General features: G+C 45.5%; 28 protein-coding genes, 3 riboswitches and 1 other annotated feature. Of the genes, 11 read left to right on the top strand and 17 right to left on the bottom strand.

What is annotated here, in order from left to right; all coding sequences use genetic code 11:
- Window positions 1–56 precede the first annotated feature (56 nt).
- Window positions 57–168: riboswitch (TPP riboswitch) on the top strand.
- A 96-nt stretch (window positions 169–264) separates the two neighbouring features.
- Genes MOB98_RS07720 through thiX form a run of 4 tightly spaced genes read left to right on the top strand, consistent with a single transcriptional unit; the run spans window position 265 to window position 3,837 of the window.
- Window positions 265–867 carry a Ykof family thiamine-binding protein gene (locus MOB98_RS07720; RefSeq protein WP_268362315.1) on the top strand — a complete coding sequence of 201 codons (603 nt, stop codon included), beginning with the start codon at window positions 265–267 and terminating at the stop codon, window positions 865–867.
- A gap of 1 nt (window position 868) precedes the next feature.
- Window positions 869–1,468: an ECF transporter S component gene (locus tag MOB98_RS07715; protein ID WP_268362313.1), complete on the top strand. Its 600-nt coding sequence runs from the start codon at window positions 869–871 to the stop codon at window positions 1,466–1,468.
- Window positions 1,455–3,098, top strand: a complete 1,644-nt coding sequence (locus MOB98_RS07710) for an ABC transporter ATP-binding protein (RefSeq protein ID WP_268367051.1) — start codon at window positions 1,455–1,457, stop codon at window positions 3,096–3,098. The genes MOB98_RS07715 and MOB98_RS07710 overlap by 14 nt, the downstream gene beginning before the upstream one ends.
- Window positions 3,073–3,837: an HMP/thiamine ABC transporter permease ThiX gene (gene thiX, locus MOB98_RS07705; RefSeq protein ID WP_268362309.1), complete on the top strand. Its 765-nt coding sequence runs from the start codon at window positions 3,073–3,075 to the stop codon at window positions 3,835–3,837. Before MOB98_RS07710 ends, thiX begins: the two co-directional genes overlap by 26 nt.
- A 32-nt stretch (window positions 3,838–3,869) precedes the next feature.
- Here thiX and rsbRB read toward each other — a convergent pair whose 3' ends face one another.
- A complete protein-coding gene (gene rsbRB / locus MOB98_RS07700; protein WP_268362307.1) occupies window positions 3,870–4,703 on the bottom strand; it encodes an RsbT co-antagonist RsbRB in 834 nt (277 codons plus the stop codon).
- 222 nt (window positions 4,704–4,925) lie between these two features.
- On the opposite strand from rsbRB, the gene isp reads away from it, so the two are divergent.
- Together isp and metE are read left to right on the top strand one after the other, a co-directional pair.
- Window positions 4,926–5,885 (top strand): S8 family peptidase, encoded by a 960-nt coding sequence (isp, locus tag MOB98_RS07695; protein WP_268362305.1) that lies wholly within the window; start codon window positions 4,926–4,928, stop codon window positions 5,883–5,885.
- A 131-nt stretch (window positions 5,886–6,016) separates the two neighbouring features.
- Window positions 6,017–6,172: riboswitch (SAM riboswitch) on the top strand.
- Between the two features lie 129 nt (window positions 6,173–6,301).
- Window positions 6,302–8,590: a 5-methyltetrahydropteroyltriglutamate--homocysteine S-methyltransferase gene (gene metE, locus MOB98_RS07690; protein ID WP_268359672.1), complete on the top strand. Its 2,289-nt coding sequence runs from the start codon at window positions 6,302–6,304 to the stop codon at window positions 8,588–8,590.
- A 38-nt stretch (window positions 8,591–8,628) separates the two neighbouring features.
- Here metE and MOB98_RS07685 read toward each other — a convergent pair whose 3' ends face one another.
- Window positions 8,629–9,255: a histidine phosphatase family protein gene (locus tag MOB98_RS07685; RefSeq protein WP_268359675.1), complete on the bottom strand. Its 627-nt coding sequence runs from the start codon at window positions 9,253–9,255 to the stop codon at window positions 8,629–8,631.
- 135 nt (window positions 9,256–9,390) lie between these two features.
- On the opposite strand from MOB98_RS07685, the gene MOB98_RS07680 reads away from it, so the two are divergent.
- The gene (locus MOB98_RS07680; protein WP_268359678.1) at window positions 9,391–9,861 is read left to right on the top strand and encodes a nucleoside deaminase; all 471 of its coding nucleotides are present in this window, start codon (window positions 9,391–9,393) and stop codon (window positions 9,859–9,861) included.
- Window positions 9,862–9,865: 4 nt separating this feature from the next.
- Here MOB98_RS07680 and MOB98_RS07675 read toward each other — a convergent pair whose 3' ends face one another.
- Both MOB98_RS07675 and MOB98_RS07670 read right to left on the bottom strand, forming a co-directional pair.
- Window positions 9,866–10,969 (bottom strand): TPR domain-containing glycosyltransferase, encoded by a 1,104-nt coding sequence (locus tag MOB98_RS07675; protein ID WP_268359680.1) that lies wholly within the window; start codon window positions 10,967–10,969, stop codon window positions 9,866–9,868.
- Between the two features lie 109 nt (window positions 10,970–11,078).
- A complete protein-coding gene (locus MOB98_RS07670) occupies window positions 11,079–11,489 on the bottom strand; it encodes an organic hydroperoxide resistance protein (protein ID WP_268359682.1) in 411 nt (136 codons plus the stop codon).
- A 142-nt stretch (window positions 11,490–11,631) separates the two neighbouring features.
- Between MOB98_RS07670 and MOB98_RS07665 the strand changes: the two genes are divergently transcribed.
- The gene (locus MOB98_RS07665) at window positions 11,632–12,075 is read left to right on the top strand and encodes a MarR family winged helix-turn-helix transcriptional regulator (protein WP_268359684.1); all 444 of its coding nucleotides are present in this window, start codon (window positions 11,632–11,634) and stop codon (window positions 12,073–12,075) included.
- Between the two features lie 31 nt (window positions 12,076–12,106).
- On the opposite strand, the gene MOB98_RS07660 is transcribed toward MOB98_RS07665, so the two are convergent.
- From MOB98_RS07660 to MOB98_RS07620, 9 genes are all read right to left on the bottom strand, one after another.
- A complete protein-coding gene (locus MOB98_RS07660) occupies window positions 12,107–12,532 on the bottom strand; it encodes an organic hydroperoxide resistance protein (protein WP_010333956.1) in 426 nt (141 codons plus the stop codon).
- Window positions 12,533–12,660: 128 nt separating this feature from the next.
- A complete protein-coding gene (gene proA / locus MOB98_RS07655; protein WP_268359686.1) occupies window positions 12,661–13,908 on the bottom strand; it encodes a glutamate-5-semialdehyde dehydrogenase in 1,248 nt (415 codons plus the stop codon).
- 11 nt (window positions 13,909–13,919) lie between these two features.
- Complete coding sequence (proB, locus tag MOB98_RS07650; protein WP_268359689.1) at window positions 13,920–15,017, bottom strand: glutamate 5-kinase; 1,098 nt, start codon at window positions 15,015–15,017, stop codon at window positions 13,920–13,922.
- 63 nt (window positions 15,018–15,080) lie between these two features.
- Window positions 15,081–15,291: a binding site (T-box leader), on the bottom strand.
- Window positions 15,292–15,377: 86 nt separating this feature from the next.
- Window positions 15,378–16,280 (bottom strand): formyltetrahydrofolate deformylase, encoded by a 903-nt coding sequence (gene purU / locus MOB98_RS07645; RefSeq protein ID WP_268359691.1) that lies wholly within the window; start codon window positions 16,278–16,280, stop codon window positions 15,378–15,380.
- Between the two features lie 70 nt (window positions 16,281–16,350).
- Window positions 16,351–16,668 (bottom strand): multidrug efflux SMR transporter subunit YkkD, encoded by a 318-nt coding sequence (gene ykkD / locus MOB98_RS07640; protein ID WP_268359693.1) that lies wholly within the window; start codon window positions 16,666–16,668, stop codon window positions 16,351–16,353.
- Window positions 16,668–17,006, bottom strand: a complete 339-nt coding sequence (gene ykkC, locus MOB98_RS07635; RefSeq protein WP_268359696.1) for a multidrug efflux SMR transporter subunit YkkC — start codon at window positions 17,004–17,006, stop codon at window positions 16,668–16,670. Before ykkC ends, ykkD begins: the two co-directional genes overlap by 1 nt.
- Before the next feature lie 77 nt (window positions 17,007–17,083).
- Window positions 17,084–17,195: riboswitch (guanidine-I (ykkC/yxkD leader) on the bottom strand.
- 34 nt (window positions 17,196–17,229) lie between these two features.
- Window positions 17,230–17,745, bottom strand: a complete 516-nt coding sequence (locus MOB98_RS07630) for a GNAT family N-acetyltransferase (RefSeq protein ID WP_268367050.1) — start codon at window positions 17,743–17,745, stop codon at window positions 17,230–17,232.
- On the bottom strand, window positions 17,735–18,262 hold the full coding sequence (locus MOB98_RS07625) for a DinB family protein (RefSeq protein WP_268367049.1): 528 nt from the start codon (window positions 18,260–18,262) through the stop codon (window positions 17,735–17,737). Before MOB98_RS07625 ends, MOB98_RS07630 begins: the two co-directional genes overlap by 11 nt.
- A gap of 88 nt (window positions 18,263–18,350) precedes the next feature.
- On the bottom strand, window positions 18,351–19,082 hold the full coding sequence (locus MOB98_RS07620) for a DUF421 domain-containing protein (protein ID WP_268367048.1): 732 nt from the start codon (window positions 19,080–19,082) through the stop codon (window positions 18,351–18,353).
- Window positions 19,083–19,237: 155 nt separating this feature from the next.
- On the opposite strand from MOB98_RS07620, the gene MOB98_RS07615 reads away from it, so the two are divergent.
- Window positions 19,238–19,468: a hypothetical protein gene (locus tag MOB98_RS07615; RefSeq protein WP_268367047.1), complete on the top strand. Its 231-nt coding sequence runs from the start codon at window positions 19,238–19,240 to the stop codon at window positions 19,466–19,468.
- Between the two features lie 76 nt (window positions 19,469–19,544).
- On the opposite strand, the gene hmpA is transcribed toward MOB98_RS07615, so the two are convergent.
- A complete protein-coding gene (hmpA, locus tag MOB98_RS07610; RefSeq protein WP_268367046.1) occupies window positions 19,545–20,744 on the bottom strand; it encodes an NO-inducible flavohemoprotein in 1,200 nt (399 codons plus the stop codon).
- 242 nt (window positions 20,745–20,986) lie between these two features.
- On the bottom strand, window positions 20,987–21,505 hold the full coding sequence (locus tag MOB98_RS07605) for an acyl-CoA thioesterase (protein ID WP_041520929.1): 519 nt from the start codon (window positions 21,503–21,505) through the stop codon (window positions 20,987–20,989).
- 189 nt (window positions 21,506–21,694) lie between these two features.
- Here MOB98_RS07605 and MOB98_RS07600 point away from each other — a divergent pair, with 189 nt between their 5' ends.
- Window positions 21,695–22,555 (top strand): dimethylarginine dimethylaminohydrolase family protein, encoded by an 861-nt coding sequence (locus tag MOB98_RS07600; RefSeq protein WP_268362568.1) that lies wholly within the window; start codon window positions 21,695–21,697, stop codon window positions 22,553–22,555.
- Window positions 22,556–22,643: 88 nt separating this feature from the next.
- The gene (pgl, locus tag MOB98_RS07595) at window positions 22,644–23,693 is read left to right on the top strand and encodes a 6-phosphogluconolactonase (protein ID WP_268367045.1); all 1,050 of its coding nucleotides are present in this window, start codon (window positions 22,644–22,646) and stop codon (window positions 23,691–23,693) included.
- Between the two features lie 43 nt (window positions 23,694–23,736).
- Here pgl and MOB98_RS07590 read toward each other — a convergent pair whose 3' ends face one another.
- Together MOB98_RS07590 and MOB98_RS07585 are read right to left on the bottom strand one after the other, a co-directional pair.
- Entirely contained in the window at window positions 23,737–24,726 is a 990-nt protein-coding gene (locus MOB98_RS07590) for an ABC transporter ATP-binding protein (protein WP_268367044.1), read from the bottom strand.
- Between the two features lie 12 nt (window positions 24,727–24,738).
- Window positions 24,739–25,629: an NlpC/P60 family protein gene (locus MOB98_RS07585; protein ID WP_268367058.1), complete on the bottom strand. Its 891-nt coding sequence runs from the start codon at window positions 25,627–25,629 to the stop codon at window positions 24,739–24,741.

Below are 25,629 nucleotides of genomic sequence, written 5' to 3'. Positions count from 1 at the left end.
TGTTTACAAAATGGTTCTTATCATCTATTATGATGTCAAAATAAAAAATTGTATACGGAAAGCACTAGGGGTGCTGTTTTGGCTGAGATAAAGCGCGCAAACACGCGCTTTGATCCCTTATGACCCGATCTGGATAATACCAGCGTGGGGAAGTGCAGGTTGACCGAATGGTGTATTTTTTTGTGCGCTTAATCGATCTATGACTGCATATTCCCTTAGGATATGCAGTTTTTTATTTTACCAAAAAAACAGGAGGTCGGAGAAATGGATCATATTTGCGGCACAAGCAGAATTGCCGGTTTTCGGTTCTCTTTATATCCGATGACGGATGATTTTATTAGTGTGATTAAGTCGGCGCTGAAAAAAACCGACACATCCAACGTTTGGACGAAAACCGATCATATCAGCACAGTCCTGCGCGGATCGATTGATCATGTATTCGACGCTGCCAAAGCCATTTATCTCTATGCGGCGAACAGCGAACAACACATCGTCATGAACGGGACGTTTTCTATCGGTTGCCCGGGCGATACACAAGGAGATACATATCTTTTTGCAGACGGCAAGCGCGTCAATGAAGAAGCTGTCCGCAGCCTGAATGCGGAAGCGCCGTGCCAATTTGCGCTGTATCCGCTGAATGAGCCCGATTATATGGGCTTGATCATGGAAGCTGTCGAGATTACGAAAGCAGAAGGCACCTTCGTACAGGGGGTCCATTACGCGAGTGAGCTTGACGGGGATGCACATGACGTATTCAGAACACTGGAAGCCGTTTTCCGCATGGCTGAACAGCAAACAAACCACGTAACCATGACTGTCAATGTCTCGGCTAACAGTCCATCAAGAAAAAACAGAAAGCAGGGATAATATGAAAAGCTGGAAAGTAAAAGAAATTGTCATCATGTCTGTTATCAGTATCGTTTTTGCCGTTGTTTATTTATTATTTACGCATTTCGGAAATGTACTTGCAGGTATGTTCGGGCCAATCGCTTATGAACCGATTTACGGCATTTGGTTTATCGTTTCTGTCATCGCCGCGTACATTATTCGAAAACCGGGTGCAGCGCTTGTTTCTGAAATCATTGCCGCTCTCGTTGAGTGCCTGCTGGGAAATCCGTCTGGCCCGATGGTCATCGTTATCGGCATTGTTCAAGGACTCGGGGCTGAAGCGGTATTTCTCGCGACACGCTGGAAAGCATACTCTTTGCCCGTCCTTCTGCTGGCAGGAATGGGGTCTTCAGTAGCAAGCTTTATTTATGATCTCTTTGTTTCTGGCTATGCAGCCTATTCACCGGGCTATCTTCTCATGATGCTTGTGATCCGTCTGATTTCTGGCGCGCTTCTTGCAGGGCTTCTCGGAAAGGCTGTCAGCGACTCTCTTGCTTATACGGGTGTGTTAAACGGAATGGCACTCGGGAAGGAATTGAAAAAGAAACGGAAGCGGGCTTCAGAACATGCAAGCCTTTGATGAGTTCCTAACGGTTGACCAGCTCGGCTTCTCTTATGAAGAAGACAAGAAACCGGTTTTTCAAAACATTTCGTTTGCACTTCACAAAGGAGAATGCGCTTTATTGCTGGGACCGAGCGGGTGCGGAAAAAGCTCGCTCGCCCTTTGTTTAAACGGCCTGTACCCGGAGGCTTGCGACGGCATACTGTCCGGACATGTATTTTTATATCAAAAGCCGGTCACAGACGCTGAAACTTCCGAAACGATTGCACAGCATGCCGGAGTTGTCTTTCAGGACCCCGATCAGCAGTTTTGCATGCTTACGGTTGAGGACGAAATCGCTTTTGGGCTGGAAAATCTGCAGATTCCGAAAGAAAAGATGGCGGAGAAAATTGATGCCGTATTAGAAAAATTACGTATTACTCATTTAAAAGAAAAAACAATATCTGCACTGTCAGGAGGGCAAAAGCAGAAAGTGGCTCTCGCCTGTATTTTGGCGATGGAGCCCGAGCTTATTATATTAGATGAGCCAACTTCCCTGTTAGATCCTTATTCAGCTCGGGAATTCGTTCACATGATGAAAGAGCTTCAGCAAGAAAAAGGCTTCAGCCTCCTCGTCATTGAGCACCAGCTTGATGAATGGATTCCTTGGATTGAGCGGACAATCGTGCTGGACAAAGCAGGAAAAAAAGTGCTGGATGGCGGGACGAAAGATCTATTTCAGCACGAAGCGGAGACCTTAAAACAAATGGGCATCGCGATTCCAAAAGTGTGTGACCTGCAGGAAAAACTCAGTATGCCGTTTACTTTATCAAAAGAAACGCTTTTTAAAGAACCGTTTCCTGTCAGTCATAATGAAAAGAAAGAAGCTCCTTCTGGGGAGCGTGTGCTGGAAGTCAGCAGCCTTTCGTTCGCAAGAGGACAGCAGACGATTTTCAAAGACATCAGCTTCTCATTGCACGAAGGCTCTTTGACGGCGCTTGTCGGCCCGAACGGCACCGGAAAATCAACACTCTTATCCGTCCTCGCCCGTCTGATGAAGCCGAAAAGCGGAAAGATTCTTCTATATGATAAGCCGCTTCAATCGTATAAAGAAAATGAACTGCGAAAACGAATGGGATTTGTTTTTCAGAACCCCGAGCATCAGTTTGTCACCGGCACAGTATATGACGAGCTGCTGTTCGGCAAGAAAGCAAATGCTGAAACCAAGAAAAAAGCGCAGCATCTGCTGCAGCGTTTCGGTCTTGCGCATTTGGCTGATCACCATCCGTTTGCAATCAGCCAAGGGCAAAAACGGCGCCTGAGCGTCGCTACCATGCTCATGCATGACGTAAAGGTTTTATTATTAGACGAACCAACCTTTGGCCAGGACGCCCGCACGGCGGCTGAATGCATGGACATGATTCAGCGGATTAAGCAAGAAGGCACCGCTGTCCTCATGATTACACATGATATGGAGCTTGTCTCTTCGTATGCCGACAGCGTGCTTGTGCTTCACGATACGGACCTGGTTTTTGACGGATCTCCAGCGCAGTTATTTTCTCAGAAAACAAGGCTTGTCCAAAAAGCAAAGCTCACCCTTCCCCTTCTATATGAATGGATGGCATATCAAGAGGAGGTGCGTGATGAAGCAGCCGTTACATCTCATTAATCCGACAGTGAAAGCAGCGGCGGTTTTTTGCTGCGTTGTCATGCTGTCGTTTATTTACAACCCTTACACCCCTGCGTGTTTTTATATCATCATCGTGTCGGGTGTCCTATTGGCGGCCGGAATCCCATTAAAAAAATGGTTTTTGTTTACCATTCCGTTTTTGATTTTGGCATTCGGATGTGTATGGACAGCCGCTGTTTTTGGCAAGGTTCCGACAACCCCGGAAAATTTCTTATTTCAAGCCGGCCCTATCTCTATTAACAGCGATAATGTGTCTGTGGGCATCTCTCTCGGGTTTCGGATTTTGTGCTTTTCCGCCTTATCGATGATGTTTGTTTTTACGACTGACCCCATTTTATTTATGCTGAGCCTTGTCCAGCAGTGCAAGCTCTCACCAAAGCTCGCATATGGCGTGATTGCAGGTTTTCGTTTTCTTCCGCTGTTAAAGGATGAAGTCCAGCTGATTCAGCAGGCCCATAAAATCAGAGGAGGAGCGGCAGAGAGCGGCTTCGTTGAGAAAATCAGCGCGCTAAAGCGGTATACCATCCCGCTATTGGCAAGCGCCATCAGAAAAGCGGAACGGACCGCCCTGGCAATGGAATCGAAGGGGTTTACAGGAAGCAGGAATCGGACATATTATCGAACGCTGTCCGTAAATCGCCGCGACTGGCTGTTCTTTTGTCTCGTTCTCTTCTTGTTCGCAGGATCTTTTCTTGTATCCTTATGTTTTGCCTCATAAAAAGCCGCTATCGACGATAGCGGCTTTTTATATTATTGATGATAGTTTAATGCCTGGGCAAGATTGGTTTTAATCGTTATATTCGAAAAATCAATTCCAAGCTGTACAGCTGTTTGAGCGATTTCAGGCCTGATTCCTGACAGAGTTGACCGGACACCGATTAAATTGAGTGCCTCAATCAATTTAAAGATTTGGTGCGCCACCATTGTATCAACCACCACAACGCCTGACAGATCGATTAACAGATGCTCTACGCGTCTTTTGGCACAAGCATGAAGCGTGTTTTCCAGAATAAACTTGGCCCGTTCAGTATCAATGTCACCTACAAGCGGCAGCAGAGCTGTTGATTTGCTCAGGGTAATGACAGGCGAGCTTAATTCCAATATCATTTCTCTCTGGGCGTTTAATTGCTGTTTGGCATTCGTTTCAGCATGATCAACGAATGTATAAATCGTAAAATCAAAGACTTTTACAATCAAATCAGCCCATTTCTGTTTCTCTCCCGGTTCAAATGCCGATTCATTTTCTTCTGCGAACTTCTCAAGATACTTCGTGTATAATCTTCGGTTTCTCATAAACTCCCGAATGACGTACTGAACCGGCGTGTCGAGATGCTTTTGGTCGTTTGTCAGCTCAATGATCCACTCTTGAAATTCTTCGAGAAATTGTTTTTCCGGTAAAACATACATGTAATTCAGATGCCGATAAAATTCTCTGTCCTGCTCTTTCAATTCTTCCGTTACAGATGCATTATGTAGAGCGTAAAGCGAGTTCGGATCGCTTTCCTCCATCGTTTCAATCCATTCCTCGGCCATTTGATCAACATGTTCTGAAAAAAATGCGTATAATTTTTCATTCAGTTTCATCACACTGCTCCTTTCCCCAACACTATTATAACTTGACTGATAGCTGAATCCCAGTCATACACGCTGAAGCCATCCAATATTTTGAAAATTACTAATTCTTTGGGGTGTATCCTATTTTTTCAAAATGCTTCAAATGGCTCTGTCCGAGCGGTTGCTTTTTTCATATAATATGAGGCAACACCCTTGAATCCACTTGAAAGCATAAAAAAGGAGGGCTTTTTTATGAATGGTGAAATCCGCTTGATCCCGTATGTGACGAATGAGCAGATCATGGATGTAAACGAGCTTCCTGAGGGCATTAAAGTGATTAAGGCGCCAGAATTGTGGGCAAAAGGGGTAAAAGGCAAAAACGTAACAATTGCAGTATTGGACACTGGCTGCGATACAAGCCATCCTGATTTAAAAAACCAAATCATCGGCGGAAAGAACTTCACAGATGATGACGGCGGCAAGGAAGATGCGATTTCCGACTACAACGGACACGGCACACACGTCGCCGGAACAATTGCCGCTAATGATTCAAATGGCGGCATTGCTGGAGTCGCTCCTGAGGCAAGCCTATTGATTGTGAAGGTTCTAGGCGGCGCAAACGGCAGCGGACAATACGAATGGATTATTAACGGCATTAACTACGCTGTGGAACAGAAAGTCGATATCATCTCAATGTCCCTTGGCGGACCAAGCGATGTTCCGGAGCTTGAAGAAGCGGTGAAAAACGCCGTCAAAAACGGAGTGCTTGTCGTTTGCGCGGCGGGAAATGAAGGTGACGGCGACGAACGAACAGAAGAGCTTTCCTACCCCGCGGCTTATAATGAAGTGATCGCGGTTGGTTCTGTTTCCGTAGCTCGAGAATCGTCAGAATTTTCTAACGCCAATAAAGAAATCGATCTTGTGGCACCGGGAGAAAATATATTATCCACCCTCCCTAACAAGAAATACGGCAAGCTCACCGGGACTTCAATGGCTGCCCCTCACGTCAGCGGAGCGCTCGCTTTAATTAAAAGCTTTGAAGAAGAATCATTTCAAAGAAAGCTTTCTGAACCTGAGGTTTATGCACAGCTGGTTCGCAGGACACTCCCGCTTGATATCGCAAAAACGCTGGCAGGCAATGGATTCCTGTATTTAACTGCTCCTGATGAGCTGGCAGAAAAAGCAGAGCAATCACATTTGATGACACTATAAATTTATTTTTCTCATATAATAAATGCCGTAATTTGTAAATAAAATTTCAAATTCTATGTTGACAGCGAATTTGAATTGCTGTTAAGATTACCAACAAATGATTCAACTTTTCAAAAAATTAATAACATTTTCTCTTATCGAGAGTTGGGCGAGGGATTGGCCTTTTGACCCCAACAGCAACCGACCGTAATTCCATTGTGAAATGGGGCGCACTGCTTTTCGCGCCGAGACTGATGTCTCATAAGGCACGGTGCTAATTCCATCAGATTGTGTCTGAGAGATGAGAGAGGCAGTGTTTTACGCAGAAAAGCCTCTTTCTCTCATGGGAAAGAGGCTTTTTGTTTGTGAGGAAACCTCTTAGCAGCCTGTATCCGCGGGTTAACTTAGAGTGTTTTACATATAAAGGAGGAGAAACAATGACAACCATCAAAACATCGAATTTAGGATTTCCGAGAATCGGACTGAACAGAGAATGGAAAAAAGCACTTGAAGCGTATTGGAAAGGCAGCACTGATAAAGATACGTTTTTAAAGCAAATGGATGACCTATTTTTATCCGCAGTAAAAACACAAATTGACCAGCAGATTGATGTTGTGCCTGTTTCTGATTTCACACAGTATGACCATGTACTCGACACAGCGGTCAGCTTTAACTGGATTCCGAAACGATTCAGACATTTGACTGACGCTACCGATACATACTTCGCTATCGCCCGCGGAATAAAAGACGCTGTATCAAGTGAAATGACAAAATGGTTTAATACAAATTACCATTACATCGTTCCGGAATATGACGAGAGCATTGAGTTCAGCCTGACAAGAAACAAACAGCTCGAAGATTATCGCCGAATCAAACAGGCATACGGCGTTGAAACAAAGCCTGTGATTATCGGCCCATATACGTTCGTTACGCTTGCTAAAGGCTATGAACCGTCAGAAGCTAAAGCAATCCAAAAACGCCTTGTGCCGTTATATGTACAGCTTTTGAAAGAGCTTGAAGAAGAAGGCGTAAAATGGGTTCAAATCGATGAGCCGGCGCTCGTTACCGCCTCTTGCGAAGATGTTCGCGGCGCAAAAGAATTATTTGAAAGCATTACAAGTGAGCTTTCCTCTTTGAATGTGCTTTTACAGACGTATTTTGATTCTGTTGATGCCTATGAAGAGCTGATCTCTTACCCGGTTCAGGGAATCGGCCTTGATTTCGTTCACGACAAAGGCAGAAACCTGGAACAGCTGAAAACACACGGCTTTCCGACAGACAAAGTACTGGCAGCCGGCGTGATCGACGGACGCAACATTTGGAAAGCAGACCTTGAAGAACGTCTCGATGCCATTCTAGATATTCTTAGCTATGCAAACGTTGATGAACTGTGGATTCAGCCTTCAAGCAGCCTGCTGCATGTTCCGGTAGCAAAACATCCTGACGAGCATTTGGAAAAGGATCTGCTGAACGGATTATCCTACGCTAAAGAAAAGCTGGCCGAGCTGACAGCTTTGAAAGAAGGGTTAGTATCAGGAAAAGCGGCGATCAGCGAACAAATCCAGCAGGCAAAAGCTGATATTCAGGCGCTTAAACTGTTTGCAACAGGCACGAATTCTGAACAAAAGAAAGAGCTTGAGCAATTAACAGATAATGACTTCAAGCGTCCGATACCGTTTGAAGAACGTTTAGCTCTGCAAAATGAATCTCTCGGCCTCCCGCTTTTGCCGACGACTACGATCGGAAGCTTCCCGCAGTCTGCTGAAGTGCGGAGCGCACGCCAAAAATGGCGGAAAAATGAATGGTCTGATGAACAGTATCAAAACTTTATCAATGCGGAAACCAAAAGGTGGATTGATATTCAGGAAGAATTGGAACTTGATGTCCTTGTTCACGGTGAGTTTGAACGGACAGACATGGTCGAATACTTCGGTGAAAAGCTGGCCGGCTTTGCCTTCACAAAATATGCTTGGGTTCAATCATACGGCTCACGCTGTGTTCGGCCGCCAGTCATTTACGGAGATGTTGAATTTATTGAACCGATGACAGTGAAAGACACGGTATATGCACAGTCCCTGACATCCAAGCATGTGAAAGGAATGCTGACAGGTCCGGTTACAATTTTAAACTGGTCTTTCCCTCGAAACGATATTTCGAGAAAAGAAATCGCCTTCCAAATCGGGCTTGCCCTTCGGAAAGAAGTAAAAGCGCTTGAAGACGCAGGCATTCAAATCATCCAAGTCGATGAACCAGCACTGCGCGAAGGCCTTCCATTAAAAACCCGCGATTGGGATGAATATTTGACTTGGGCGGCAGAAGCATTCAGATTAACCACTTCTTCCGTGAAAAACGAGACACAAATTCATACGCATATGTGCTACAGCAACTTCGAAGACATTGTCGATACGATCAATGATCTGGATGCGGATGTCATTACGATCGAGCACAGCAGAAGCCACGGAGGATTTTTAGATTACTTAAAAGAGCATCCGTATCTCAAAGGCCTTGGCCTTGGTGTGTATGACATTCACAGCCCTCGGGTGCCGTCAACTGAAGAAATGTACAACATTATCGTTGATGCGCTTGCCGTCTGTCCGACTGACCGCTTCTGGGTAAATCCAGACTGCGGATTGAAAACAAGACAGCAGGAAGAAACGGTTGCCGCATTGAAAAACATGGTGGAAGCTGCAAAACAAGCAAGAGCTCAGCAGACACAGCTTGTATAAAATAGAAACCATCTGTCTTTGGCAGATGGTTTTTTCTATTAGAAAGCGGAAATCGGTTTCCGATGCTTCCCGTCCCCTTCTTTTACTATTTTGGCTGTTCCATTTTCATCAAATTCCACAAGGCTCAATGATGTATCATGTATGTAAGCAGAATTCCATATGTCGTTAACGCGTCTCCCCTTTATGATATTTAACAGCATTAATATAAAGACAGAATGGGTAACCAAGAGAACATTACCGGAAGAATGGCTGTCTAAAATCGTTTGGAGAGCCAGCCTGACCCGTTTTTCAAAGTCAAAAAACGTTTCACATCCCTGCTGGCGATAAGCTTCGGGATAATGAAAATAAGCATGAAAAAGATCTGGTTCGTCCCTTTCAATATCCTCTTGTTTTTTCCCTTCCCATGAGCCCAGTGACATTTCTCTGAATATATGATCTATCACCAGCGGGGGCCTGCGCGATCCCAGTATGGTTTTTGCTGTCTCTTCTGTCCGCTTGCTCGGGCTGATGTAGACCTGATTCAATTCAATATCCTTCAGACGCTCCCCAAGAGCGCGGGCGTTGTACAGCCCAAGTTCTGTCAAATCAGAATCCAGCCAGCCCTGCATCCGTTTTTCTACGTTCCATTGGGTCTGTCCGTGTCTGGCAATATATAAATGCAGCATGTTTCCCCCTCCTCTTTTCTCCTCTTATCTTAGCAAATCCCCCAAATACTTTGTTTATTTTGCACTTTTTTGAGAATGTTCTTTGCCCCCTTTTTCGGCTATACTTATAACACTCAATTGACAGGAGGGTTTGGGATGAATCATGAAAAGTTCTTAAAACGGGCTGTCGACCTCGCTCGTGAAGGAGTGAATGCAGGAGTTGGCGGGCCTTTCGGGGCCCTTATTGTAAAAGACGGTTCTATTATTGCCGAGGGGCAGAACAACGTTACAACAAGCAATGATCCGACTGCCCATGCGGAAGTGACAGCTATTCGGAACGCCTGCCGGGCACTTGGCGCCTATCAGCTTGATGATTGCATCTTATATACGAGCTGCGAGCCGTGCCCCATGTGTTTAGGCGCCATTTACTGGGCCCGGCCAAAAGCCGTTTACTATGCGGCAGAGCATTCCGACGCTGCCGAAGCGGGGTTTGATGATTCGTTCATTTATGAAGAAATTGATAAACCAGCTGAAGAAAGAACGATCCCCTTTTATCAAGTGACTTTGACAGAGCATTTATCCCCGTTTCAGGCATGGCGGGCTTTTGACAGTAAAAAAGAATATTAAAGGATCAGGCATGCGCGGCCTGATCCTTTGTTAATTCGCTGAGAAGACGCTGTGCCCGCGGGCACTTCGGATTGGCCTTCAGCGCTTTTTGCAAATACAGCACAGCGGTCATATGCTGATGCGATTCAGCATGGCAGACACCGAGCCAGCAGCTTGATTTAAAATCGGCTGCTCCTTTTACCTCTACGTACTGATGATTTTCATTAGTGATTTGAAGGCAAGCCTCAAATGCCGTGATTGCTTCTCTTACTTTTTTAAGCTGATACTTGATGACCCCTTTGTAATAGTGGAGCGTGCAGTAATCGTGATAATGCCCGAGTGCTTCATTGATATCGTGTTCCGCTTCTTCGTACCGTTCTGCGTCTATTAATAATTTATACTTTAAATAATAGACATTAGGCGGCGGAATTTGCTTTTTTCTCTTACATTCATTGATATAATCCATTGCCAGGCTGAGGGCTTTATCATGTTTGTTTCCTCTGTCATATTCAGCTGCTTTCTGATATACGAGAGACGGGTCAGTGCAGGATGCCAGCAATTCCGTATTCAAAAAGCTCATGTTGCGCTGATGCTTTTGCTGTGCCTCCTGCTCTAAATGGCCGTAATGGTGAATGATACATGGAAGCGTGAAAGAGCTGCTTGCCGCTTTTCCCTCAGGCCTTTCGCCAATACTTCCCGTAAACACTATGTTTTGCTGATTGCGGATCAGCCTGATCTGCCTTTGTTCAAACGCTTCATTTTCATTCCATTGCTTCCCGGTATAGTTCACGACCTTCACATAACCGAGAGACGGCAGGCTGTCTGTCAGCAGCGAAGGCAATAGGCTGCCCGTGTCCGGATCCAGCTCTTCATCGGCATCCAGGATCAATATCCACTCTCCCTTGGCATGCTGCAGGCTGGCATTTCTCGCCTGTGAAAAATCCTGTTCCCATTTATGGCGAAAAACTTGGGCATGAAAGCTTTTGCAAATGTCTTCCGTACGATCGTTTGATCCGGTATCAACCACAATAATTTCATCGGCAATATGCTGCACACTCTCTAAACAGCGGGCGATATGGCGTTCTTCATTTTTCACAATCATACAAACTGACAGCTTTGTTTTTTTCATGTGCTCACCTTTTCTCTAGACTGAATTCACCTATACTACATGTATTCATCCTTCGAAAAGATCATGCCCGCTCCTCATGCTTCCACACAAAAAAACATCCTGAGAATCCTTATTTTAATTCTAATTTTACATCAATATTTCCCCTGGTCGCCTTAGAATAAGGACAGAATTCATGAGCAGCCTCGACAAGCTCTTGTGCCTTTTCCCGATCTAAATCTTTCGTGTTCACAACCAGTGTGACGCCGATTTTAAACCCGCCGTCGCTCTCATCCTTCATAAGGCTGACCTGCCCTTCGATTTCGGAATCAATTTCGATATTTTGTTCTTTGGCCACGTGTTCGAGCGCGCCGCCGAAGCATGCAGCGTATCCTGCCGCAAAGAGCTGTTCCGGGTTTGTGCCGGTTTGTCCTTCTTTTTTGGCATTCGGCATGACAATATCAAAATCTAGAACACCGTCGTCTGAAGTAATATGTCCTGCCCGGCCGCCTCGCGCGGTTACTTTAGCTGTAAATAGTGCCATCATTTCCATCCTCCTTATATCGTATCTAGTTGTTATATTTCCCATTCTGTTCTTTTTAAACATGCTAAGTTTGCCGAGAATAGGAAAAGTGGTGTTTTTCAGATACAATAGAATGGAATGTCAGAAAGAGTTGGTGAACAAGATGGAAAATGAATTTGACCATATGAAATTGGAGAATCAGCTTTGTTTTTTGCTTTATGCGAGTTCGAGGGAAATGACAAAGCAATACAAGCCGCTGCTTGATAAGCTGAATGTGACGTATCCGCAATATTTGGCTTTGCTTTTGTTATGGGAACATGAAACGCTTACTGTCAAAAAAATGGGCGAGCTGCTGTATTTAGATTCAGGCACGCTCACTCCAATGCTAAAACGGATGGAACAGCAGGGGTTGATTACGAGAAAAAGATCTGAAGAGGATGAGCGGTCCGTGTTGATCAGCCTGACAGAGGACGGGGAATCATTAAGAGAAAAAGCTGCCGACATACCAGGAACGATCTTGGGGCTCTCCAAACAGTCCGGTGAAGACCTGAAACAGTTAAAATCCGCTCTCTTTACATTGCTGGAAACAATCCATCAAAAAAGTTGAGGATGCCTTATATGAGGCATCCTCTTTTCTTTTATTCAGCTACTTCAAGTGTCACATCGATATTTCCAGAGGTTGCTTTTGAATACGGGCAGACGCCGTGCGCTTTTTGCACAAGTGCCTGTAATTCTGACGCACTGACTCCTTTTCCTTTCACTTGCAACGTCACCCCCAGTTTGTAGCCTTGATCTGCTTCGTCCTTTAACAGGCTGACATGCGCTGTAACCTCTGTCTCCACTTTCACCCGTTCTGTTCTTGCTACCAGCTGCAGTGCGCTGTCAAAGCAAGCTGCGTAACCCGCTGCAAACAGCTGCTCCGGATTTGTCGCTTTTTCTAGTTTCTTTGCTCTCGGTGTCCCCGGCATTGCGACATCGAGCTCGAGAACGCGGTCTGATGAAATGACCTTTCCTTCTCTTCCTCCTACCGCTGAAACAGATGCTGTAAATAATGGCTGACTCATTTTTCATTCCTCCAATATATTTTATACAATTAAATTGTAAACAATTAAATTTGCAGTGTCAATTTTTCAGCGCATAAAAAAGCTTATCCCTTTTAAGGGATAAGCTTTTGAATTGAACATCGCCACGCCTATTCGCGGATTTGCCCAGTTCCTTTAATGATGTATTTTGTAGAAGTCAGTGCAGGAAGCCCCATCGGCCCTCTGGCATGAAGCTTTTGCGTACTGATGCCGATTTCAGCTCCGTAGCCGAATTCAAAACCGTCAGTAAAACGGGTTGACGCGTTATGATAAACTGCGGCAGCATCGACAGCCGTCTGGAAATAAGAGGCGTTATTGTCGTCTTCAGTTAAAATCGCTTCAGAATGATTGGTGCCGTATTGTTGGATATGCTTCACAGCTTCTTGAACGTTCTCAACTGTCTTTACGCTGAGGACAGGCGCTAAAAATTCAGTTTCCCAATCTTCTTTTGATGCTTGTTTGCTTGAAGGGTGAAGTTCACATACCAATTCATCACCGCGAATTTCAACTCCCGCTTTTTCCAGCTGAGCAAGCAATTCTTTCCCATGCTGCTCTGCCCACGCCTTGTGAATCAGCAATGATTCAATCGCGTTGCATACGGAAGGGCGCTGTGTTTTGGCATTTACAACTACTTTTTCTGCCATTTCCGGTTTGGCCGTTTCATCAATGAAAATGTGACAGTTTCCTGCGCCGGTTTCTAACACAGGCACTGTTGATTCTCTCACAACGAGGTCGATCAGCTTTTTGCCTCCGCGCGGGATTAATACGTCAAGACCGTCGTTCAGCGTAAAGAGTTCTTTTGCCGTTTCTCTGCTTGTATCCTCAATCAGCTGTACAGCGTTCACTGGAAGCGGTGACTGTTCAAGCGCTCTGTGAATAACACTGACGAGCGCTTTGTTGCTGTGAATGGCAGAAGAGCTCCCCCGCAGGACAACCGCGTTACCCGTCTTTAAGCAGAGGGTCGCAGCGTCGACTGTTACATTCGGCCTCGCTTCATAGATCATTCCGACAACACCGAGCGGAACGCGGATTTTTTCGATAAAAAGGCCGTTCTCCTTTTCAATCGTTTCAAGAGATTCACCGACCGGGTCTGCTAAATCAATTAAAAGCTCTACTGCATCCGCTATATCACGAATGCGTTTCTCATCCAGTGTCAGCCGATCAATGATATCAGGTGTTAAGCCATTGCTCTTACCGTTTTCAATATCTTTTGCATTTTCCATTAAGAGAAAATCCATTTCATTTCGGAGCCCGTTTGCAATGAGGCTCAGCGCCTCATTTTTTTCAGCCGTTGTTTTCATAATCAGTTCAGCTGCTGCTTCGTTTGCCAGCTTCGCTTTTACAGAAACTTCTCTCATTTTTCCGCCTCCTAGTCTTTTAAATTGACCCAGTCATTCCTATGAATAACCTCAAACGTTTTTTCAAAATCAAGTTCATCACTTCGTTTGCCTTTAGCCTCCATAATCTCCTCGGAGGAGTAATGCGTCTGGCCTTTGCCGATTACGCCGCCCGGTCCCCTGACTTCCACGACGGCCCCTTTCGGAAAGCTCCCGTTCACACCTACAACGCCAGCCGGCAGCAGGCTGCTTCCCTTATGGATCATCGCCTCCTCGGCACCAGCATCAATGAGGATCTCTCCTGATATCGGCGAGTGGAACTGTATCCACTGTCTCGTGTTGTTGACCGAGGATAGTTCTTTGTCTCCGATATAAGTGCCGTCTCCCCTGCCGTCCAAAATGTCTGCCAGCTTTTGCTCTCCGCTACCTGTACCAATGAACACCTTCACTCCGAGAGACAGCGCAGTTTGTGCGGCTAACAGCTTTGATTTCATACCACCGGTGCCGACCTTTGATCCGGCTGATCCTGCATATCCCAGCAATTCAGGCGTAATTTCCGGCAAATAATCAAAACGTTTCGCCTCAGGATTTTCATTCGGATTGGCATCATACAGTCCGTTGATGTCAGTGAGAATCATAAGCTGGTCCGCATGAATCAATCCGCTGACTAACGCAGAAAGCATATCATTATCCCCGAATGTCAATTCTTCAACAGATGTAGAATCGTTTTCATTGATAATGGGAATAACGCCGCGCTCGAGTAATTCCATAATCGTTGCATACGCGTTTCGGTACCGTTCTCTTTTCGAAAAATCATTTCTCGTTAAAAGGATTTGTCCCGGAGTCAGTGCGTATTGTTTGAATTGATTCATATATTGCTGCATTAATAGTGTTTGTCCGACCGCGGCCGCCGCCTGTTTTCCTTTGATGGTAACGGGACGGGACGGATAACCAAGGCTGGAAAACCCCGCCGCTACGGCTCCTGAAGTAATCAAAATCATTTCATGTCCCGCTTTCTTCAACAGGGAAATGGCCTGAACATGTTCTCTGATTTTCGCTTCATCAATGCTTCCGTTGCTGTTCGTCAGCGAACTGCTTCCTATTTTCACTACTATTCTTTGTTTTTTCATTTATTCTCCTCCGCGGCTCTTCGCCAGCCAACTTACAATAAAAAAACCCATTTCATCCTGTTTCATAAGGACGAAATGGGTTTCCGTGGTACCACCTTGATTGAACGCGCTTATGCACGCTCCGCTCTCCTGTAACGCCAGGTTACGCGCCTAGGTTTTCCCCCTAAGACTCCAAGGCAGGTTCAGCAGGTTTCATGCGGCAAAATGTTTCAGCGATTCATTTTGCTCTCTGTCACAGAAAGGTCTGCTTACTAATCCTCTTCAACGCTCAATGATTTTTTTATATTATGCAAAGAAAAAAGGCACTTGTCAAGGTTTTTTGTCACCCAAAAGAGCCCGCATGGCGCGGGCTCTTGCAGTCTAGTTAAAGACGATTGTTTTGTTTTCATGAACGATGACACGGTCTTCCAAATGCCATTTTACAGCACGTGCAAGCACGCTGCGCTCAATTGTTCTGCCGATGTTTTTCAGCGCCTCTGTATTATCGCGGTGATCTACGCGCTCAATATCCTGTTCAATGATCGGCCCTTCGTCCAGATCGTTTGTGACGTAGTGAGATGTCGCTCCGATCAGTTTCACGCCGCGCTCGTAAGCACGTTTATACGGATTCGCGCCGATAAAAGCAGGCAGGAACGAATGGTGGATATTGATGATGCGATTCGGATGAGCCGAGACAAAGTCAGGAGTTAAGATCTGCATATAGCGTGCGAGAACGATTACATCAATCTCGTATTGCTCAAGCAGTTCAAGCTGCTTCTTTTCGACTTCCGCTCTGATGTCTTTGTTTGCTTTCATATAGTGGAATGGAATGTTCAGCCGCTCAACAAGCTCTCTCGCATCCTCATGGTTGCTGATAACAACAGCGATTTCCGCCATAAGGTTGCCTGTTTGCCATTCCCAAATCAGCTCATGCAGACAGTGAAGCTCCTTTGAGACAAAGATGGCGACGCGCTTCAGTTCACTTGCCAATGTTAAGCTCCATGTCATGTCGAATTTTTCCGCAATTGGCGCAAACGCCTCGTGCAGTGTTTCTTTTTTCTCATGAATGCCCGCACAGTCGAATTCGATTCTCAGGAAGAAGCGGCCGCCTTCAGGGTCTGTCGTATATTGATTGGATTCTATAATATTTGCGCCGTGTTCAAATAAAAACGCAGAAACCGCAGAAACGATCCCCGGCTGATCAGGACAGCTGACCAAAAGGCGCCCTTTATCCTCATTCCCGTCACGGTATTCGTTTAACCGCTGAGTCATATATGATTTCATGAATAATCCCTCTTATCTTGTTAAGTCTAAACTATTTATCCATTATACTGAAGATTTGATAAAAATCAATTTATGACAGAATTTTTAAACCGATCGCTGAGCATAAAATCAAGGCGATAAAGAAGATCCGTTTGGCGTCTTTCGGCTCCTTGTAAAAGAGGATGCCGACAAGCGCGCCGCCGGCTGTGCCAATGCCTGTCCAGACGGCGTAAGCGGTACCCATCGGAATGGCTTCCATTGCATATGACAGCAGGGAAAATGAAGCGGCAAAACCAACAATGATCAACAGCACCCATTTCACGCTTTTGTCTTTCGCATATTGATTCATAAGGGCAACACCGGCCATCTCCAAACAGCCCGCGCACAATAAACTGATCCAATGCAGCATTATGCCTCGCCTCCTTTTTCCTCTGCCTCATCCTGTGTCACAAGCTTCAATCCGATTACACCGATTAGGAGCACACCAATTAACAATAGCTTCGGCCATCCAACCGGTTCATGAAACAGAACGATTTCACTCAGCACAGTTCCGGCTGTTCCGAGTCCGGTAAAGACGGCGTACACGGTTCCAACAGGCAGACTGTGAGTCGCCTTTATGAGAAGATAAAAGCTACATAAGATGCCGATGGCAGTGCCGCTCCATGTTAAAGCTGAGTCAGCATGCTTCAAGCCTATCACCCAAACAACCTCGAAAACAGCGGCAAGCACGACCAATCCCCATTTCATTTTACGCCATTCCTTTCTATCTGCTAAGATTTTCAGAAAACAAAAAAACCCCGGACAGTCGTCTCACATGAGATTGACTCTCCCGGGCTTTTTTCCCTCCGTGTGCATACGCGCTATTATTTACGCGTATGTGCTTTCTCTCGGACCAGTCCATGTTCATTCACATGCGGAACCCTAGAAAACTTTACCTGACAAATATGATACTACAACTTTACACCTTCTTTCAATTGTAAGATTTTCTTTCATATACCGCGATCGGTTTATTCCACTTTCTGATCGTTCTGCTGTATAGCATGCCAATTTTCTGCGCTACCCGTATGGACGCTTTGTTATCCGGGTCAATCAAAGCCGTCATTTTGCCGAACTGCCGCTCGTTGAAGCCGTAGTCCAGACAGGCTCGAGCCGCTTCCTGCGCATAGCCTTTCCCCCAGTGGCGTCGGGCAAACATATAGCCGATTTCCATTACTGTTTGATTGTCGACCTGCTGAGGAACGATGCCGCATTGCCCCAAAAAATCCTCTGTCCGTATGTCTTCGGCGATCCACAGACTGACGCCGTATCCTTTTTCATTTCTTTTGTTCCAATTGATCCACTCGCGTGTTTGCCTTTTATCTTTTAACTCGGAATAAAATTTCATAACGTCAGGATCGTTGAACAGCTCAAACAAAGAGGCCTGATCATGATCTTCCATACAGCGCAAACGAATTCGGCCGGTCACAAGCTTCGTTTTAGCGCTCATATTTTGCCATATCCTGCTTCCATTCTTTTTTGAGGGCTTCAATATGTGCTTGATGATAACGATTATGATCCGCCATATGCCATATGCCCCATCTTACAGTTGCGCTGTTACCATCGTAAAAAAGCGTCTGATGCAAATCTTCTTCTGTTAAGGCGAAACATACCGACTTCAGCTCGTTTACCACATGCTGATGTCTTTTCAGAAGTTCATCCAATCCGGGCTGATTCTCCGGTTCAGACAGCTGTCCGTTTTCATCTGTCATCGGTCCGTAAACCTGTTCAATATGCTCCGGTATCCGGTTTTCCTTAATACGCCAGACCCATCTGATATCAACATTTGCGATGTGGTGCAAAAGCTGGACCGTGCTGTTTTTTGTTTGACAGCGCCCCTTATAATAAAGCTCACTGTGTGTCATGCGGCTTACGATAGAAGCCAGACGGAGACTGTTTTCTTCCACAGCGGAATAAAGCAGGCTGACCGTCGGCGCCATGTCGTTTCTAATGATTAAGTCCTTCATGTGTCGTCCCCCCTAACTAGGTACATTTGACACCAAACAAAAATTCCCTTTAAAAAGAAAAAAGCTCTCAGTAAAATAGAGAGCAATCTCAATTGTTATTTCCCGGTTTATACAAATAAGGATCATGCCGCGGCTCGTTTGAGGTATGTAAATCAAGCGATATGTCGCCGCGGGCATTCATCGTTCCAAGTGTGATCGAGGACAGAAGTTTAGGGCTGCACCCTTTTTCCTCAAGCTTCTCAAACAGCCAGGCTCGGTTTTTTTGAAGGTACTTTAAATTATGATCAAGGATTTCGCCGTCCAGTATAAGGGGAATCGGGATAAAATTCCGTTCAGCCTCCATATTCAAATCCCGCACCTGCACCGCTCTCGCTTCCTCTTTTGGAATGACGCTTACTTCTCCCGTTTCTTCAATAATGGCAAGATCAATGTCGGCCGGATCCGCATAGCCCTTTTCCCTAAGTTTTCCGAGCAGTTCATTAACAGTCAGCCTTTCTTTACGCAGGCCGCGTTCATCAATATCCCCGTTTCTGATTAAGACAGTCGGGCTTACGACCAGCAGCCATCGCCATCTATTAGAAAGAGCTAGCTTGCTCATTATAAGATAAAGCACCAAAAAAGTGCCCGCGTAATAAATCGACATCGGCAGCCTGGATGTAAGAATCGGCTCACTGATAATGGTTCCGATTGCGAATGTCAAAAGCAGATCAAAATTGTTCATTTGAGACACAGCTTTTTTGCCGGCAAGCCGAAACAAAATATACGCAATCGAAAATACGATAACTGGTTTCAGTAAAAATGACCATACGATCCACAACACCGACCTTTACCTCCATCACCCTAGTCATATTGAGCCTATTTTGCCCTGAGGCAGAAGCGCTATACCTCACACCATTTTCAGTGTTAGAAATAGGCGAACGTGCATTTCTCCGGCACATACCATAAATAGAAAGCAACATAGATTGGAGGCACAACATGAAGAATCAGAAGTCGAATACCCATTGGCCCTATGATGTACCATTGGCTCCTCAGCCCGCAGACTATCAGCAGCATCAGACAATCGACAGGCTAGCCGGCTTAGAGCTAAGAATGGAGCAGCTAATCAGAGCGATTGAGGTAAACAATGAATTGCTGAGAACAATGCAAGAACAGCAAAACCGTGTATGCACAAACGGCGGCGGAGGATCAGTGATTGTCCGAATGTAGAAGCAGGCGCTTGTTCGCTCCTTCTATCTCAATAAAAAAACTCTTCTCAGAAAAGAGAAGAGTTTCTTTTATGTGATCAAACAGACTGTGCCATACTTAATTGCGGGCCAAACAGCTCGTAACGGATAGACTCCGGTGCTGATCCAAGGCCTGACACAAGTTTATGCATTGCTGTAATAAATGGTTGTGATCCGCAAATATAATAATCCGCATCTGTATTGGCAATCAGCTCCTTAAGGAATTGCTGATCAATCTGCCCTTCATGAAATTGAAGATCACCTGCACGGTCTTCCTCTGTCGGCTCACGATACACAAATGCTGTCTTGACAGAGGAATGGTTTGCTGCTTCTTCCACCTCATGTCGCAATGCGTGATATTCACTGTTTTTCGCGGCGTGAATGAACAGAATCTGCCGTTCAGGCTGCTTGGAAACAGACGTTTTCAGCATGCTGATCATTGGTGTAATGCCAACTCCGGCACTGATCAGAACGAGATCTTTTTGTGAGGAAGCATCTAAAACAAAGTCCCCTGCCGGTGCGCTGATCTCAATTGAATCTCCCTCATGCAGCCCATCGTGTAAATAGGACGATACGGCACCGTCTTTCTTCACTGAGATTCGATAATAATCTTTTCCCGGCACATCAGACAGGCTGTATTGACGAATATGCGTATATTCAGAACCAGGAATACGCACTTTGATGCTGATATATTGTCCTGCTTGAAATTCTGGTAACGGCTTGCCGTCCTCCGGCTTCAAATAAAAGGATATAATTTCTTTGCTTTCCCGCTCTTTCTTCGCGATGACGAACGGCTTATACTCCTTCCAGCCGCCAGCTTGCTGCTCCGCCTGTTCATACATTTCTTTTTCCATTCCGATGAACGCATCAGCGATAACGCCGTACGCTTTCTCCCACGCCTGCATAATATCGGGTGTTGCAGCATCTCCCAGAACGTCTTTAATCGCAATCAGCAAATATTTGCCGACGATCGGATAATGTCCAGGCTTGATTCCAATACTGCGGTGCTTGTGCCCGATTTGTTTGACGACCGGAATAATATTTCCAAGCTGGTCAATATTTGCTGCAGCTGCAATAACGGCATTTGCAAGTGCAGTACGCTGTGTTTTTTTCTTTTGGTTTGTTTGATTAAAAATGTTCAGAAGCTCTGGATGGTCTTGAAACATCAGATCGTAAAAACGGCCAGTGATCGCTACTCCATGCTGTTGTAATACGGGTACAGTACTTTTAATGATTTCGATTGTTTTCTGATCTAACATTGTTTAAACAATCCTTTCAAAAAGATGTATTTTAAATATATCTTTAAAATACATGATGTTATGAATAAAAGATATATATAAAATGAATCTTTTATAAAGTTGTCATAAAATTATCAATTCAACATGACAATTGTTGCTTTTTTATAGAATCCCCTAGCAAAAACGGACTAACCACTGCAATAATCACCATCGAAAAATGAAAAGCACAAAAAAACCCAAAACTTACGTTTTGGGTTTAACGATTACCAAGGTTTTTCAGTTCCCAGCGCATTCGCAAGCGCCTGGCTGTGTTTTTTGCGGTTCTTTCGTTCATTGGCGCGCTGAACGGCTGTATTATGCAGCATGATTTCTTCTTCTGTTTCCGGTACAACTCTCGGTACAGGCACCGGCTTTCCATTTGAATCCAGTGCGACAAACGTCAAAAAAGATGTCGCGGCAAGCTCCCTTTCGCCAGTCATCAAATGCTCCTTTATGACTTTTACAAACACCTCCATGGAGGAAGTGCCGACCCATGTGACATAGGATTCCAAGCAGACAGAATCCTTTTGTCCGATCGGCTTCAGAAAATCTACCGAGTCCATCGAAGCCGTTACGGTTTCCCGTCTGCAATGGCGCGCCGCGGAAATAGAAGCTATATCATCTATGTAGCTCATTAATTTTCCGCCAAACAGCGTATTATGGTTGTTCGTATCAAGCGGGAACACCCTGCTGGTTTTTACAACCTTTGACTCTTTACAAAATTTAGTTTCCGGTGTTTCCATACCTTTCTCCCCTTTGATGTCTGATTGTTTAGCTAAATGCACTCATATTCTCCTATTAAACAATATTCTCTGCTATTTGTCTAAAATTTAAAATGCTTTGTCTGCCAGGTTTTCTTTCTAAAACGTTTAATGATTTTGATGATGAGGGAATAATAAATGTATTCTTCACAAGGTCAGGAGGAGAAACAAATGGATGTATCCATCCCGAAACATCACCGCAAAACAGTCTGCCGAACGGAATACGGCACACTTGAGAAAGTGATTTTATGCAAACCGGAGCATATGACCATAAAAGATGTCATAAACGAAACCCAAAAACATTTTGAAGATGACAATATTCATGTAAAAACCGCCACCGATCAGCACCGCCGCCTGGTTGAAGCACTCAGGTCACACAACATCGACGTTATCCTTTTGCCGGTCCGCGACGGACTCCCCGAGCAGGTCTTCACCCGCGACATAGGATTTGTCATCGGAGAAAAAGCCTTCCTCTCGAGCATGACTGAACCGATTCGCCAAGGGGAAGAGGCCGTCATAAAAGAATTTTTCCACGATCAAGGCATTTCTTACACCCGTATGCTTGATACAAGCATTGAAGGCGGTGACGTCATCATTGATGGGGACACAGTTTACGTCGGAATCAGCCAGCGTACCGACATATCAGCCATCGGACAGCTGGAAGAGGAACTTCCTGAATATACAGTCATTCCAGTACAGCTTCATGAAAAATTTTTGCATTTGGACTGCGTTTTCAACGTCATATCTGAAAGCGAAGCGTTAATTTATCCTAAAGCCCTTGAGCCAGAGGCAGTTGACATGCTGGCAAAACGTTATGACCTCATTGAGGTGCCTGAGGACGAACAATTTACGCTTGGCACCAATGTGCTTTCTATCGGAAGAAAAAGAATCATCAGCCTCCCTTGCAACCGTCATGTCAATCAACAGTTATCAAAAAGAGGCTATCACATCATCGAAATCGACCTGTCAGAAATTGTTAAATCAGGCGGTTCGTTCAGATGCTGTACGATGCCGCTGATTCGCGGCGAATGAAGAATATTCCCCTTTTTCATGTTTTGAACAGCTTATTTTATCAAGATACGTTAATATAGAGATGACATCATTTTAAGGGGGAAATCGCATGACAAAGTACATAGGATATGTCGGAACATATACAAAAGGCGGAAGCGAAGGGATTTATTCATTTGAGCTTGATACTGAGAAAAAAACACTCAGCGAGCCCAAGCTTGCCGCAAAACTGGGCAACCCCACATATGTAACGCCAAATAAAGACAACACCATTCTTTATTCAATTGAAAAAGCAGACGGCCAAGGCGGAGTGGCTGCCTATCAAATCGATCAAAACAGCGGCGAATTGACATTTCTGAATCATCAGTTAATTGAAGGGCCGTCTCCATGCCACGTCAGCGTCAATGATCAAAATCAATTCGTATTAACTGCCAATTATCACAGCGGGAAGGTCCACGCTTTTCCAGTTCAAGGCGACGGAAGCTTGCAATCACCAGCTTCAGAAGCTGCTCACACGGGAAAAGGGCCGCATGAGAGACAGGAAAAGCCGCATACACACTACGCGGGGTTCACACCTGAACACAACTATGTCGTAGCGGTTGACTTAGGAACCGATAAACTGTACACCTATAAGCTGAAAGACGGCGTATTGACTGAATCTGGAAGCCATACCTTCGCTCCCGGCGCAGGGCCTCGCCATATCGCTTTTCATCCGAAAGAAAAATACGCTTATGTCATGACAGAATTAAGCAATGAAGTGATTGCGCTTGAATACAATCCGACAGCCGGCGAATTCAGAGAAATCCAGGTCATCTCTGCCATCCCTGATGATTTTACAGACAACAGCCAGGGAAGCGCCATTCATGTCACACAGGACGGTCGTTTTGTTTACGTTGCAAACCGAGGACATGACAGCATCGCTGTATTTGAAGTAAACCAATACTCAGGCGAGCTGGCTTTCGTGGAAAGAGTTTCAACAGAAGGAAACTGGCCTCGTGACTTTGTATTGGATCCAACAGAAGCTTTCCTTGTGGCTTCAAATGAAGAAACAGGCAACCTTGTCCTGTTTGAAAGAGATAAAGAAACCGGCCGATTGACAGTGCTTCCATCAACTGTTTCTGTCCCTTACCCGGTTTGTGTGAAATTTTTACATCAATCATAAAAGCAAGGAGTGGCTCCGTAAAAATGAGAGCCACTCTTTTTGTTTACCGTACTTTTTCTTTTGCCTCAGCATGTCGATACAAATGGCAAGCGACAAATCGGCCGGCTTCGACTTCTTGAAGCTGGGGACGGGACTCCCCGCATTCAGGCATCGCCTCCGGACAGCGGGTTCGAAACACGCAGCCGCTCGGCGGATTGACCGGGCTCGGCAGCTCCCCTTTTAAGAGGATGCGCTCACGCTTGTCCTCCAATTCTGGATCTGGAATCGGAATCGAGGACAAAAGCGCCTTTGTATAAGGGTGCAGGGGTTCACGATACAGGGTTCCGCTTTCTGTAACTTCCATCATGTGCCCTAAATACATGACACCGATCCTGTCACTGATATGCTTCACCATCGAAAGATCATGGGCAATAAATAAAAACGTGAGCCCTTTCTCTTTTTGAAGCCGCTTCAGCAGGTTGACCACCTGCGCCTGAACCGAGACATCAAGTGCAGAAATCGGCTCGTCTGCCACGATAAACTCAGGATTTAGCGACAGTGCTCTTGCAATCCCAATCCTCTGTCTTTGTCCCCCGCTGAATTCATGGGGATAACGGCTGCCAAAATCGGGATGAAGCCCTACTGACTCAAGCAGCTCGTCCACGACGAGAAGCCGCGCTTTATGGGTATGATAGAGATTGTGAATCTCCATCGGCTCCAAAATAATGTCTCGAACGGTCATGCGAGGGTTAAGTGAAGCGTAAGGATCCTGAAAAATCATCTGCAGCTTGCGATTGAAGGCAAACTGCTCTTTCTCACTCAGCGCGTGAAGATTTGTGCCGCGGTAGGTCACACTCCCTTCTGTCGGCTCATAAAGGCGCATCAGCACTCTCCCTAGAGTTGATTTCCCGCACCCAGATTCCCCGACCAGCCCGAACGTTTCTCCTTCATGAATCTGAAAGGTGACCCCGTCGACGGCTTTGACTGTCCGCTTTTTCCCTGCTTCAAAATGCATTTTCAGCTGGCTGACCTCTAACAAAGGCAGTGGCGTCATTTGTCTCCCTCCTTATTCTGAAAAACAGCGGCGCACCGCACATCGTTCTTTTTCATAGATTGTCTCCTTTAATGAAAGGATTTCGATTGATTTCCCTGTCTTTGGAGAATGAAGCATTTTCCCGCCGCCTATGGACAGACCGACGTGATGAATCGCTCCTTTTCCTTCCTCATAAGCAAAAAACAGCAGGTCACCGGCCTTCATATCACCAAGCGGGACATCCTCCCCAGCTTTTGCCTGATCACCTGCATCACGGGGGATGCTGTAACCATTGGCCTTAAAAATACTGTACATAAACCCGGAGCAATCAAAGCCAAACCCGCTGATCCCTCCCCACAGGTAGGGAAGCCCAAGAAAGGAAGCCCCCGTTTGAATGATGTCTTCAGCGGTCCCTTTCTGTTCGCGGACAGGCTCTGCGTCAGTTTGCTTCACAAACCTTTCCCCAATAGCGGTTGCAACCTTAAAAAATCCGTTTTCTTCTGCAATAAAGGGCAGGACCGTCAAAAAGCTCAATTCAAACTCCTTTTCTCCATTACTTTTATACAAAAAGGCAGTAGGTTTGTTGATGAACAAATTATTTTTTGTATGAATAGGGCTTGTTTTTTTCAGCTGGTTCTTTTTCATCCAGCCCGGATATCCGCGTCTATCCTTTCGAGATGGCTGGCTCGGCACGATCACAGAAACCCATTCGTCCTGTTCCCCCGTTACCAGCACCTTCTCACCAAAGAGAACCTGAGTTTGGATCACATTGTCTGTACATAACCCAAGACGCTCATCATACGTCATACGCGCCAGCCAGTCTCTGATCAAAACGTTCGGACGAAGCATCATTTGATCTGATGGACGCGGCGAATCAGGTGCTGTCCAGATGTTGGCCACTGCTGATATGACAGTGTGCATCAT

The organism is Bacillus sp. N13C7 (assembly GCF_026790065.1).
In the GTDB taxonomy this organism is placed as follows: Bacteria; Bacillota; Bacilli; order Bacillales; family Bacillaceae; genus Bacillus.
This window is presented reverse-complemented; position numbering and strand designations above follow the sequence as displayed.